This window comes from Corynebacterium sp. MSK019, assembly GCF_030232425.1.
Classification (GTDB): domain Bacteria; phylum Actinomycetota; class Actinomycetes; order Mycobacteriales; family Mycobacteriaceae; genus Corynebacterium; species Corynebacterium jeikeium_D.
The window spans coordinates 1-13,013 of record NZ_JASPJT010000005.1; the positions used below are offsets into that span (position 1 = coordinate 1).

The 13,013-nt window shown below is 57.4% G+C and carries 8 protein-coding genes; 6 read left to right on the forward strand and 2 right to left on the reverse strand.

What is annotated here, in order from left to right:
• Window positions 1-258: 258 nt before the first annotated feature.
• Together QP982_RS04600 and QP982_RS04605 are read right to left on the reverse strand one after the other, a co-directional pair.
• Window positions 259-2,136 (reverse strand): vWA domain-containing protein, encoded by a 1,878-nt coding sequence (locus QP982_RS04600; RefSeq protein WP_070566889.1) that lies wholly within the window; start codon window positions 2,134-2,136, stop codon window positions 259-261.
• Window positions 2,137-2,625: 489 nt separating this feature from the next.
• The gene (locus QP982_RS04605; RefSeq protein ID WP_016423039.1) at window positions 2,626-3,741 is read right to left on the reverse strand and encodes a branched-chain amino acid aminotransferase; all 1,116 of its coding nucleotides are present in this window, start codon (window positions 3,739-3,741) and stop codon (window positions 2,626-2,628) included.
• Between the two features lie 222 nt (window positions 3,742-3,963).
• Here QP982_RS04605 and QP982_RS04610 point away from each other — a divergent pair, with 222 nt between their 5' ends.
• The 6 genes from QP982_RS04610 (at window position 3,964) to QP982_RS04635 (ending at window position 12,798) form a co-directional block, all read left to right on the forward strand.
• Window positions 3,964-5,502 (forward strand): leucyl aminopeptidase, encoded by a 1,539-nt coding sequence (locus QP982_RS04610; RefSeq protein WP_284870259.1) that lies wholly within the window; start codon window positions 3,964-3,966, stop codon window positions 5,500-5,502.
• Window positions 5,503-5,675: 173 nt separating this feature from the next.
• A complete protein-coding gene (gene sucB / locus QP982_RS04615) occupies window positions 5,676-7,706 on the forward strand; it encodes a 2-oxoglutarate dehydrogenase, E2 component, dihydrolipoamide succinyltransferase (RefSeq protein ID WP_284870260.1) in 2,031 nt (676 codons plus the stop codon).
• A gap of 569 nt (window positions 7,707-8,275) precedes the next feature.
• On the forward strand, window positions 8,276-9,901 hold the full coding sequence (locus tag QP982_RS04620) for an inorganic phosphate transporter (RefSeq protein WP_284870261.1): 1,626 nt from the start codon (window positions 8,276-8,278) through the stop codon (window positions 9,899-9,901).
• Window positions 9,902-10,053: 152 nt separating this feature from the next.
• On the forward strand, window positions 10,054-10,857 hold the full coding sequence (gene lipB, locus QP982_RS04625) for a lipoyl(octanoyl) transferase LipB (RefSeq protein ID WP_049170215.1): 804 nt from the start codon (window positions 10,054-10,056) through the stop codon (window positions 10,855-10,857).
• 9 nt (window positions 10,858-10,866) lie between these two features.
• Complete coding sequence (lipA, locus tag QP982_RS04630; RefSeq protein WP_049189578.1) at window positions 10,867-11,925, forward strand: lipoyl synthase; 1,059 nt, start codon at window positions 10,867-10,869, stop codon at window positions 11,923-11,925.
• 93 nt (window positions 11,926-12,018) lie between these two features.
• Window positions 12,019-12,798 carry a DUF4191 domain-containing protein gene (locus QP982_RS04635; RefSeq protein WP_049170211.1) on the forward strand — a complete coding sequence of 260 codons (780 nt, stop codon included), beginning with the start codon at window positions 12,019-12,021 and terminating at the stop codon, window positions 12,796-12,798.
• The last annotated feature ends 215 nt before the right edge of the window (window positions 12,799-13,013 follow it).

The window sequence follows — 13,013 nt, forward strand, 5'->3', positions numbered from 1 at the left end:
GTATTTCGTTCGGCGGGTTTGCTTCACTACTTCTCCTGGTCGAAAGTGGTGATGCATTCACCGCCTGAACCTACCGGCTTGAAAGTGTCATAAACTCACACAGTTTCACATCTGCAGCCCATAATTCTTGGAGTTGTCAGTTCTTGCGGCTAAGTAGCAAAAAATGTGCCCGCCAGCGATACGCCAAGCGGACACAATTTTGCTGCCTTCCCCACCCTGCCCCCCCCTGCTCAGGAACTTCCTGATCTTACGGTTTGTCTACTCCTTGCGCTTCTTGTTCTGGTAGACGATTGCGCCGGCAATGCCGATAAACACGGCGACCACTGCTACAACGGTGCCAATGACCAACGGGCTCATGCCCTCATCTTCCATGTCCGACGAGGATGCGGATGCCTGAGAATCCGTATCCGAGGAGTCAGATTCATTCGACGCATCTTCTGACGAGTCCTTTGACGTTTCCTGTTCCGACTCTCCCTTGGCCAGAATCGGCTTATCGGATGGAGTCGGGCCGTTCTTGTCAGTCGGTCGCCAGTCAGGCCCCTTAGTTGGCTTGTTGTCCAGGAGGAATGCGAGCTGGAACGGCTGATCGATGCCACTGACCTCTTCATCCGGGCGATAGTTAGCCATTCGGACAGTCGCGTAGTAGTAGCCGGCGTTGGCTACAGGTCGTCCTCCAACATTAGATTCTCGGTTGTTGTATTCGACCGGACGATCTGTTGACAAGTTCAGGTCCTCGGAATCCTGATAAAAGTGCATTGTTCCATCCGCAACGGAAACCTCGAACGGATTCAGCAGGGCAACTCCCATGGAATCGGCATTATCGCGCTCCGAATTTCCAGTGCGGGCAGCAATCACTGGTCGCTGACCCCACTCGACAGGGATCTTGTAGAACTTCTGTTCACCGGGCACGATTGTGTCAGAGATGGTATCCCCAGATTTAACTTCCGGCGCTTGGGCTGCGTTATTGCCACCGTTTACGGGCTTGGCCTCTCCAAAAGTGGCCTTTTTGTAGGCTTTGTCGCCGGTCGAAGAAGACCGCCCCTCATTTAGCTTGCCAGCATCCTGCTTCTTCAGGACTGGCTCAAACTGGACGCTAACCTCGACCTTCACCGGTTCATCACGATAGTCCGCTACTGAATCACCGTCATAGACCCACACGTTATTTGCGACGAGCCACTTGGTTTGATCGCAACTGGATTCGATGCGGTCACTATCCCATGCAAGAATGCTTGCATCAGCCGAAGTTGGAGTCCACGAATCGGCACTAGCTTCGGCGCCAGTCAGCGACCCCATACGACCGTCGTCCTGGCATTTTCCGCCAGTTTCATTGATGATTTCGTCAACTTCAGTTCGGACATCCTGCTGGCCTTTACCCTCAGCATCGATATTCGCTAACACCTTTGAGGTAACAATCGCGTTGTGTCCCTTCGGCACTGCGATTCGGTAGTAGAGCGGGGTGCGATCGTGCTGGGCAACCTCTGGCACCAGCGTCGTCTGGTACTTGCCCTCGCCGAGCCATTTCGCGCCTTCCTTAGTCTCGGAGAACTCGAAAGGAGTACCCGTGGTTTCGTAGCCCTGCACTGACCGCTGAGTCAAGAACTTCATGTGGTCTGCAAGCTGGGTAGCATCGTCCGCAGTCATGCTCTGTCCACCGGATACCTGCGCAACACACTCCAGCTCAGCGCGAGCTTCTTCATCGACCTTGAAGCCCACTGTGTGAATCGTCAGGCCAACACCCTGCCCTGCCAGTTCCTTCGCAACCTCACACACCGGTGGCGGCGCGCAGGTGTCGATACCGTCAGAGACCAAAATAATTGACCGCTCACCGTCTGGGCCAAGCTCATCAGCCGCCTTACGCAGTGCATTGCCGATCGGCGTATAGCCCTGAGCTTCCAACCCGGCAATCCTGCTCTTCAGGCCTTCTTTGTCGACCTTTTGGACAGGCGACAGCACCTCGATGTCCTGGCAACCACGTTCGCGGTTGGATTCATCACTGGATTCGCGCTGGCCATAAACCAGCATGCCAAGCAGCGCATCATCCGGGAGGGAGTCAATCAGCTCCGTGGATGCGCGCTTTGCCGCATCGAGGCGGGTGCCTCCGGCGTCGTCGGCAAGCATCGAACCAGACAGATCCATGATTAGCTCTGCTTTTGCTTCGCCCGTACCCCCTTCGCCCGTAGGAGCGGGCTGTTCCACCCCGGACGGCGAAGGCGAATCTTGGGCTGCCGCCACCGGAGCCGGAATCGCACTAAACCCAATCGTCCACGCAGCCAACAACAGAGTGACAACGATGGTTACCCTTAGGCGCTTTGAACTACTTGACGAAAAACTATCTTTAAAAAAGTCTTGAACTACCACCATCACAGCGCCTCAAACTGTTTTCCCAACTACAAAAATCAATCGTGTTGGTAGTTTTTCACAGTGACCCCGGTCACGCTAGAGGTGTTTTTAACGGCTAAACAAATGCCGCCTGAACAATTCATGAACCATGAGAAAATCGCACAGCCGTTGGGGAGCCAGCAAAGCAAAAACGCAGCCCCTGAACAGCGAATACTGAACAGGGGCTGCGAAAGTACTAATTCTAGTAACCACTATTAAATTTTTCTTAGCCGACCTACGCCGAAACTAAGCCTCAACGAGCTTGTAAATCCAACCGTGGGTATCCTCAACCTCGCCGTGCTGGATACCGGTCAGCCGCTCGCGCAGCTTCATAGTCCACTCACCGGTCTCGCCGCCGTTGATCTCGAACTCGCCCTCAGCGGACTTCACAAAACCGACCGGGGTGATGACTGCAGCAGTACCGCAGGCGAATGCCTCGCTCATAACACCGGAGGTGGCATCATTCTTCCATTCCTCGGTGGAAATGCGACGCTCCTCGACATTCATGCCCAGATCCTGAGCAGCCTGCAGCAGCGATGCCCGAGTAATGCCCGGCAGCAGCGAACCAGACAGCTCTGGAGTCACCAGCCGAACACCAGCGTCAGCATTCTCATCCGGGTAGATAAACGCCAGGTTCATGCCGCCCATCTCCTCGATGTACTTGCGCTCGACAGCGTCCAGCCACACAACCTGGTCGCAGCCCTTTTCCTCTGCCTGCTGCTGAGCCGCCAGCGAAGCTGCATAGTTACCTGCGAACTTCGCAGCACCGGTGCCGCCCGGCGCGGCACGCACGTACTCGTGGGAGATCCACACGGTCACCGGGTTAATGCCACCGGAGAAGTACGCGCCGGCAGGTGAAGCGATGAGCAGGAAGGTGTAAGAGTTCGACGGGTGCACGCCCAGGGTGCTCTCGGTGGAGAACATGATTGGACGCAGGTACAGGGATTCTTCGCCACCAGCTGGCGGCACCCATGCTGCATCGGCTTCAACCAGCAGGCGGATTGCCTCGAGGAAGGTCTCCTCCGGCAGCTGCGGCATTGCAATGCGGTCAGCGGAGCGCTGGAAGCGACGAGCGTTCTGCTCCGGGCGGAAAGTAACAATGGAACCATCCGGCATGCGATACGCCTTCAGTCCCTCAAAAATCGACTGCCCGTAATGCAGGACCGAAGAAGACGGCTGCATTTCAATCGAACCGTATGCCTGCAGCTTGGCGCCATGCCAGCCTTTGTCTGCAGTCCAGTCAATTCGGACCATGTGGTCGGTGAAGTGCTTACCGAAACCAGGGTTGGCCAAAATCTCCTCGCGCTCGGCATCAGAGAGTGGATTCGGGTTACGTTCGATTGCAAATTCCAAAGCAGACATGTCTTTCATCCTAAACCGTCGAGGATCGAGTCGTATCAATACTCGCCCCCGAAAGACCGTGTTAGTCAGGGCAATGTCAGCGTCGCGGGCACTAGGCGCGGGTACATTCCAATAGTCGTGGCGCTGGCTCGTCAGTCCGCTGTCCAGGGGTGAAGGACACGAACCGGCAAATAGGGATACGGTGGTGTACCACATAGTACGACTACAAGGAGATGCAACTACATGTCAGTCCCCGCTAACAATGATTCGGCACAGCTCGGCGCCTCTCGCAACGCCGCTATTTTGTCCAATTACCTGCCGGCTATCGGCACTCGCGTGGTCATCGCTGCCGACAACTCTCTGCCCGCGGACGCCGACGCGGTTCTCGTCGCGCTTATCGACGGCGAGGATGGCCTCGAGCTGGTCGCACCCGAGGCCATCGGTTCGGTTGCAGAGCAGCTGCTCGCCTCCTTTGAGGCAGTCTCCGCCAGCGCTAAGTCCGAGTCCGTGACCACCATCCCGGCTCCTGCTGGCCTGGATGTCGACAGTGTCACGGGCGTTGGCGTGGGTTCTGAGGATCTGGATGCCGAGGACATCCGCCGTGCCTGCGGCGCCGCTGCGCGCCGTATGACCAAGGCCAAGGTGGTCTTTAACACTCTCGGCGCCATCGATCCGCAGGCTGCAGCCGAGGGCTTTGCGCTGGGCGCTTACGCTTACTCCGGTCAGAAGAGCGACGAAGAAAGCAACGAGGCCACCCAGAAGGTGGTTGTGTTGGGCGCTGATGACGACGTCGTAAAGCGCGCTGCAGCGATTGTGGATGCCGTTGCCACCGCGCGTGACTTCGTCAATACAGCATCGTCGCACCTCTACCCCGAGACGTTTGCTGACGCTGCTGCAGCGCTAGGCCGTGACGCGGGGCTCGAGGTCGAGGTGCTTGACGACGACGCTCTGCGCGCCGGCGGTTTCGGAGGCCTCAATGCCGTGGGTGGTGGATCCTCGCGCGGGCCGCGCCTGGTGCGCCTGATTTGGAAGGGCGATGAGTCGGCAGAGAATTCGCTGGGACTGGTCGGTAAGGGCATCACCTTTGATACCGGCGGTATTTCGCTGAAGCCGGGCGCCAGCATGGAGAACATGATCTCCGATATGGGCGGCGCTGCGGCTGTTATTGCCACAGTCGTCCTGGCTGCTCGCCTAGGCGTATCCACCCCGGTGACCGCAACTGTTCCAATGGCGGAGAACATGCCGGGTGGTAAGGCGTACCGTCCGGGCGATGTCATTACGCAGTACGGCGGTAAGACCATTGAGATTCTGAATACCGACGCTGAGGGCCGCCTCGTACTCGCAGACGCCATTGTCCGCGCCTGCGAAGACAAGCCGACTCACCTGATTGACACCGCTACCCTGACCGGTGCGCAGCTAGTCGCTCTTGGCGAGCGCACCCCGGGCATCCTGGGTAACGACGAGTTCCGTGACCGTGTTGCAGAGCTGTCTCAGAGCATTGGTGAAAATGGTTGGGCAATGCCGATTCCAGTTGAGCTAGCAGAGGCCCTGAAGTCGCCGGTAGCTGACCTGCGGAATGTCACGAACTCTCGCCTTGGTGGCATGAGCGTTGCAGCTGCATACCTGCGCGAATTCGTTGGCGAGGATGTTGAATGGGTTCACATCGACGTTGCCGGTCCGGCCTTCAACACCACCGGGGAGTATGGTTATACCCCGAAGCGGGGCACTGGTGTTCCGGTTCGGACGATGTTCTCTGTGATTGAGGATTTGGCAACGAAGTAGCCGGTCATCCGACTGCGTCCCGCCCGGCTGGAATCATGGCTGGAATGAGCTATTCCAAGCACCAGTCGAAAGCGGGCGCAGCCCACGGGGCAAGCAGAGTTTTCAACCTGTAAGCTAATTTGTAATAACCGTCTTAAAACGAGATTTCTTAACTTTTCGAGGAGTGCACAAACATGGCGACCTCTATTGAGATGCCGGAGCTCGGTGAATCAGTTACCGAAGGCACCATTACCACCTGGCTGAAGAAGGTCGGCGACACCGTCGAGGTCGACGAACCGTTGCTCGAGATTTCCACCGACAAGGTCGACACCGAAATTCCATCTCCGGTCGCCGGTGTTCTCACCGAGATTCTCTTTGAAGAAGACGACACCGTCGATGTTGGCGAGGTCATCGCAAAGGTCGGCGAGCCGGGCGAAGAGCCGGAAGGCACTGACGATTCCGCTGAGGAGACCGAGGAAGAGGCTCCGAAGGAAGACGCTGAAGAGCCAAAGAAGGAAGCACCGAAGGCTGCCTCCGGTTCCGCTACTGATGTTGAGATGCCGGAGCTCGGCGAGTCCGTCACCGAAGGCACGATTACCACTTGGCTGAAGAAGGTCGGCGACACCGTCGAGGTCGACGAACCGTTGCTCGAGGTTTCCACCGACAAGGTCGACACCGAAATTCCTTCCCCGGTCGCAGGCACCCTGCTCGAGGTCCTCTACGACGAAGACGACACCGTTGACGTCGGCGAAGTCATCGCTCGCGTTGGCGATGCAGACGCTGCTCCGGCCGCCAAGGAAGAGGCCGAGGAGGCATCTGCCGCAGTCGAGAAGGACGAGGAGCCAGTAAAGGCTAACGAGGAGACTGAGGAAGACTCCACTGACGTTGACGCTGGCGACGCTACTGACGTTGAGATGCCGGAGCTCGGCGAATCCGTCACCGAAGGCACCATCACCACCTGGCTGAAGAAGGTCGGCGACACCGTCGAGGTCGACGAGCCACTGCTCGAGGTTTCCACCGACAAGGTCGACACCGAAATTCCTTCCCCGGTCGCAGGCACCCTGCTCGAGGTCCTCTACGACGAAGACGACACTGTTGACGTCGGCGAGGTCATCGCTCGCGTTGGCAGTGGCCAGCCAAAGAAGGCTGCACCGAAGAAGGAAGCTCCAAAGGCTGAATCCAAGCCGGAGCCAAAGAAGGAAGAGCCGAAGGCAGAGTCCAAGCCGGAGCCGAAGAAGGAAGAGCCGAAGAAGGAGACTCCGAAGGCTGAGGCTCCGAAGGCTGAATCCAAGCCTTCCGCTAACAAGGACGTTCCTTACGTCACCCCGCTGGTCCGCAAGCTGGCTGACAAGCACGGCGTTGACCTGACTAAGGTCGAGGGCTCTGGAATCGGCGGCCGCATTCGTAAGCAGGATGTTCTGCGCGCTGCCGAGGGCGGCCAGGAGACTACTGCTGAGTCCGGCTCCAACTGGTCCACCAAGGGCGTTCGCCCTGAGCTCGCTGAGCTGCGCGGCACCACCCAGCGTGTCAACCGCATCCGCGAGATCACCGCTGCCAAGACCCTCGAGTCTCTGCAGACTTCCGCACAGCTGACCCAGGTCCACGAGGCCGATATGACTGCCATCTGGGATTTGCGCGCTACTAAGAAGGCTGAGTTCGAGAAGAAGCACGGCGCAAAGCTGACCTTCCTGCCATTCTTTGCAAAGGCAATCGTTGAGGCTCTGGTCAGCCACCCGAACGTCAACGCTTCCTGGAACGAAGAGACCAAGGAGATTACCTACCACGAGCAGGTCAACCTGGGTATCGCTGTCGATACCGAGCGTGGTTTGCTCTCCCCGGTCATCCACAACGCTCAGGATATGTCCCTGCCGGAGCTGGCTGCTGCTATTGCGGACATCGCAGACCGCGCTCGCAACAACAAGCTGACCCCGAACGACCTGTCCGGCGGCACCTTCACCATTACCAACATCGGCTCCGAGGGCGCTCTGACCGACACTCCGATTCTGGTTCCGCCGCAGGCCGCAATGGTCGGCACCGGCGCGATTAAGAAGCGCGCAGTAGTCGTCACCGAGAATGAGGCAGATGCCATTGGTATTCGCGCCATGGTCTTCCTGCCAATTACCTACGATCACCGCCTGATCGACGGCGCTGATGCAGGTCGCTTCATGACGACCGTTGTTGACCGCCTCGAGGTTGCTAACTTCGAATCGGATCTGCAGCTCTAAGCAGCTTGCTCCCCTCCTGGGGTAGTAGCGCCGCGGGAATCTAGCTGGCTTGCTAGCAGGAGGTTCTGCCTCTTCCCTGCCCGCGTTAGTCGCACTTTGCGGCTGACGCGGGTATTTCTTTTGCCGCATTCGTCCCGCAGTTGAACCTAATCAGCGATTCCTTCAAATGCGCAGGCCCCCTATTCTTGGCTAGTGCTCAGATTTCACGTAGCCACACATAGCTAGCAAAGGCTCCATCGGCACAAAGAATTAACGTGCTGTTATTGCGCCGTTAAGCCATTAGCAGACAGCGGGAGGGTCGAACCGAAAGCAAAGCTGCAAGTAGCAAATGCGCATACTTTTTGTCCTGCCGAAATGCGAGAACACCACACACCCCCGCACACAGTTCCGGCTATCGCTTTCAGCTACACCGACGAGAGCTGAAGATAGCGATAATTAAATTCATTATTTGTTAACCTCGCCGTCACCTAGTTAGCAATTAGCCTTTACCAATCTAAGAAATCATTAGACAGCAGGCTTCTTTGGCGTGCCTATTTTTGCTCTCTGTACGTAACTTAGAAAGGTGGAGCATGTCCTCGGCTCCAGCGAATACTAGTTCGTCGACCGGGACCACATCATCTGAGCAATCGAGCTCCTCAGATAAGTGGTGGCACCTCTTCTTCGGCGGGCTTCTCGCAATCAACATCGTAATTTTTGTCTTCTGGGCTTATGACTTTGTGGGCCCGCAGGCAAATACGGCAATCCTTCTGATTACCATCGCGTTCGCCGTCTTCATGGCGTTCAACATCGGCGGTAACGACGTTGCTAACTCCTTCGGTACTTCAGTCGGTGCCGGCACCCTGAGCATGAAGCAGGCGCTTGTTGTCGCTTCAGTCTTTGAGGTTTCGGGCGCCGTCCTCGCTGGTGGCGAGGTTACTGACACCGTCCGTTCCGGCATTGTGGACCTGAACGCAATCCACGGTTTGGACCCGATGGAGTTCGCCTTCATCATGATGTCCGCGCTTCTCGGCGCGGCAGTGTGGCTCCTCGTTGCCACCCGCATGGGTTGGCCAGTCTCCACTACCCACTCCATCGTCGGCGGTATCGTCGGTGCCGCACTGACGGTCGGTTTCATCACCGGCAAGGGTGGCTGGAGCATGGTCCAGTGGGATCAGATTGGTCAGATCGCCGTTTCCTGGGTCCTCTCTCCGCTCCTCGGCGGTTTGGTCGCGTTCCTCCTGTTCGGCGGCATTAAGAACTCGATTCTCGTCTACAACGACAAGGCTTCCAAGCAGCTGCAGGCCATCCACCAGGAAAAGGCGGACCTCAAGGCGCAGCACCGCGACGACTTCGAAAAGCTCCCTGAGCACGATCAGATCTCGTACACCAACGCGATGCTTCGCGACGCTACGACGATGCGTGACAACGACTGGAATCCGGATGACCTGGAGTCTGAGTACTTCCGCAAGCTCGTCCACATCGAATCCAAGGTTGATGATGTCCGCGCTCACCGTGCGCTGGAAGCTTGGGTTCCGGGTCTAGCAGCCCTGGGCTCTATTGTCATCTCCGCGATGATGCTGTTCAAGGGTCTGAAGAACCTTCACCTAGGGCTTTCCAGCCTGGACAACTTCCTGATTATGGGCATGATCGCCACCGCAGTGTGGCTTGCCGTTTACATCTTCGCGCGTACTTTGAAGCGTCAGGATTTGGATCGTTCCACCTTCCTGCTGTTCAGCTGGATGCAGGTCTTCACCGCTGCTGCGTTCGCTTTCTCCCACGGCTCGAACGACATCGCTAACGCGCTTGGCCCGTTCGTGGCAATTCTGGATGTTCTCCGTACCAACGAGATCTCTTCCGAGTCCGGCGTCCCGCTGGCAGTCATGACCACCATGGGTGTCGCTCTCATCTCCGGTCTGTGGTTTATCGGCCGCTTCGTTATCAAGACCGTCGGATCCGGCCTGACTGAGATCCACCCAGCATCGGGTTTTGCCGCAGAGCTTTCCGCTGCTGTGGTCGTTATGATTGCTTCCCTGCTGGGTCTGCCGGTTTCCTCCACCCACATTCTGATTGGTGCCGTTCTCGGTGTCGGTATCGTTAACCGTGCCGCTAACTGGAACCTGATGAAGCCGATTGGTTTGGCCTGGGTTATTACCCTTCCGGCCGCTGCAGGTATCTCGGCAATCACCGTTTCCATCCTCCGCGTCGTCTTCGGCTAAGCCCACAAAAGCACGCCACTTTTACCCCGGTGGTCACTTTCTAGTGACCACCGGGGTATTTTTACGTCTGGCGCTATCCAAGTAAGTTTGGCGCTATCCAAGTAACAAGTAATCTGAGGCCTACAGAATTTCGGCGTATCCTATAGGCCACCATGACTGCCCCAAGAAAACCTTTTACTCGCGCAGATAAATCCATTCGGGAATCAAGCTCCGACATCGAGATTCAACATCTCGGCCTTGTCGACTACGAAGAGACCTGGCACCTACAGGCAGACCTTGCTGCCAAGCGTGCGAAAGACCTAATTCCAGATCAGGTTCTCGTGCTTGAGCACCCGAGTCTTTACACAGCAGGAAAGCGCACCCAGCCGGAGGACCGTCCTACCAATGGGTTGCCGGTCGTCGATGTCGACCGCGGTGGCCGCATCACCTGGCACGGCCCGGGCCAGCTTGTGATGTATCCCATCATCAAGCTCGCTCAGCCGGTCGATGTGGTGGACTACGTCCGCAGACTGGAAGAAGCCCTCATTCAAACCGTTCGCCGAGCCGGCATCGCGGCTGCTGGGCGCATCGATGGCCGCTCGGGGGTATGGGTTCCCGCATCAAACGGACTGAGCGACCGAAAGATTGCGGCACTGGGAATCCGCGTGACCCATGGTGTAACCATGCACGGACTCAGTCTGAACTGCGACAACTCTATGGAGTTCTACAACTACATCATCCCGTGTGGCATCTCCGATGCTGGAGTGACCACCCTATCCCGGGAGCTTGACCGAAATGTTAGCGTGTCAGAGATGACAGAGCCGCTTCTGGCAGATTTGCAAGATGCTTTGGAAGGCCGTTTGACCGTTGCCGACCATTCCTTCGGCTCCGCGCCCGACCCCACGAAGGACCTGCCACACCGGGTGAAGCACAACTCCACCACCGGCATATTCGAGTACTCATCAACAAAAGAGTAGGATGAAACTGTGACTGTTAAGCCAGAAGGACGTAAGTTACTGCGCGTCGAGGCACGAAATGCCGAGACCCCTATCGAGAACAAGCCCCGGTGGATTCGCAACCAGGTTCGTCCGGGCCCCAGCTACAAGGACATGAAAAACCGTGTCTCGGGTGCCTCTTTGCACACGGTCTGTCAGGAGGCTGGCTGCCCGAACATTCACGAATGTTGGGAAGACCGCGAGGCCACCTTCCTCATCGGCGGCGATAAGTGCACCCGCCGCTGCGACTTCTGCCAGATTAACTCAGCCAAGCCCGACCCATTGGATAAGGATGAGCCGCGTCGTGTTGCGGAATCCGTCCGCGAGATGGGTCTTCGTTACGCCACTATCACCGGTGTCGCCCGCGACGATCTGCCCGACGGTGCATCCTGGCTCTACGCTGAGACCTGCCGCCAGATCCACGAACTCAACCCGAATACCGGAGTCGAGCTCCTTGTCGATGACTTCCGTGGCGACGAATCTGCAGCACAGCAGGTATTCGACGCCAAGCCCGAGGTTTTCGCCCACAACGTGGAAACGGTGCCGCGTATCTTCAAGCGCATCCGCCCCGCATTCCGCTACGAGCGTTCCTTGGAACTCATCACTCGCGCTCGCGAAGCTGGGCTAGTTACCAAGTCCAACCTCATCCTGGGCATGGGCGAATCCTACGACGAGATCATCTCCGCTATGCAAGATTTGCACGATGCCGGCTGCGATATTCTGACAATCACTCAGTACCTCCGCCCCACTCCACTGCACCATCCAATTGAACGTTGGGTTAAGCCGGAGGAGTTCGTCAAGCTCTCCAAGACCGCTGAAGAGATGGGCTTTGCCGGCGTCATGTCCGGCCCGCTGGTCCGCTCTTCCTACCGCGCTGGACGGCTCTACGCCCGCGCACTGGCGCACCGCGGTCAGGAGCTGCCTGCGCATCTGTCCGCGCTTGCCGACGACAACGACAACAACCTCGCGCTTCAGGAAGCCTCGACTCTGCTTGACCGCTATGGCGCATCGGAGGATACGCCAGTCACTTCGGCTATTCCGGCTTCCTAGAGGCTGACGGCCACAGCGCCGTCGTAAAGCGAAACGGCGCTACGGCGCGGTCTATTGCCTAAAACTACATCGCATGCCCTAAAGTTGGTGATTATGGCGACCAATGATGCGAAAGAAATGAAGAAGGCGAACCGCGCCGCCAAGCGCGCTCAGCGTAAGCAGACTCGTAGCCAGATGTGGCAGGCGTTTAAGCTGCAGCGCTCGCGGGACAACAAGCTCGTGCCTTACATGGCACTGGGCTTCTTCGGTCCGATCATCCTGCTGTTACTGATTGGTCTGCTCATTGGTGGAGTCTGGCCCTGGATTCTGACGATTATTGGTATTTCGATCGGCTTTATGGTCGCGATGTACATCTTCTCTAAGCGTCTTGAGGCCTCCTTCTACACAGAGGCGGAAGGCCAGGCCGGCGCTGCAGCGTGGACGCTGGACAATATGCGTCAGGGCGTTGGCTATGTCTGGCACGTCAAGACCGGTGTTGTCGCTAATCAGCACATGGATGCTGTTCACCGTGTTATTGGTAACGCCGGTGTTGTGCTGGTCGGTGAAGGTGATCCGAACCGCGTCAAGCAGATGATTGCTCGTGAAAAGAAGTCGCTGGCACGCATTGCGGGCGAAGCTCCGATTTACGACATGATTGCTGGTAGCGACGAGGGCCAGGTCCCGCCGAAGAAGCTGCAGCGCGAACTCATGCGTTTGCCGCGCAACCTGAATAAGGATCAGGCTAACGCTCTGAATGAGCGCATCCAGTCGATGGACCGTATTCGCGATGCGCGCGCGAACATGCCCAAGGGTCCAATGCCGAAGGGCGCTAACCCACAGGCCGGCATGAACCGTCGTGCGCGCCGTGCCGCCAATCGCGGCAAGAAGCACTAGAGGTTTTAGCTAGGTTTCACCAGGGTCGGTTGCTCGGGCAACCCACCGAGGGGCAATCTAGGTTGAAGCAGAAAAAAGGGGCTTTCGGGCCCCCTTTTTTTGTGCTTTAAAGCTTTAAAACGATGCCTAAAGCCATGTCTTCACACACAGTTATTGATGTCTTGTTGAAGTGATTGCTCTCACTTATCACGCTGTCAGCAAAGGTCGTATCCTTG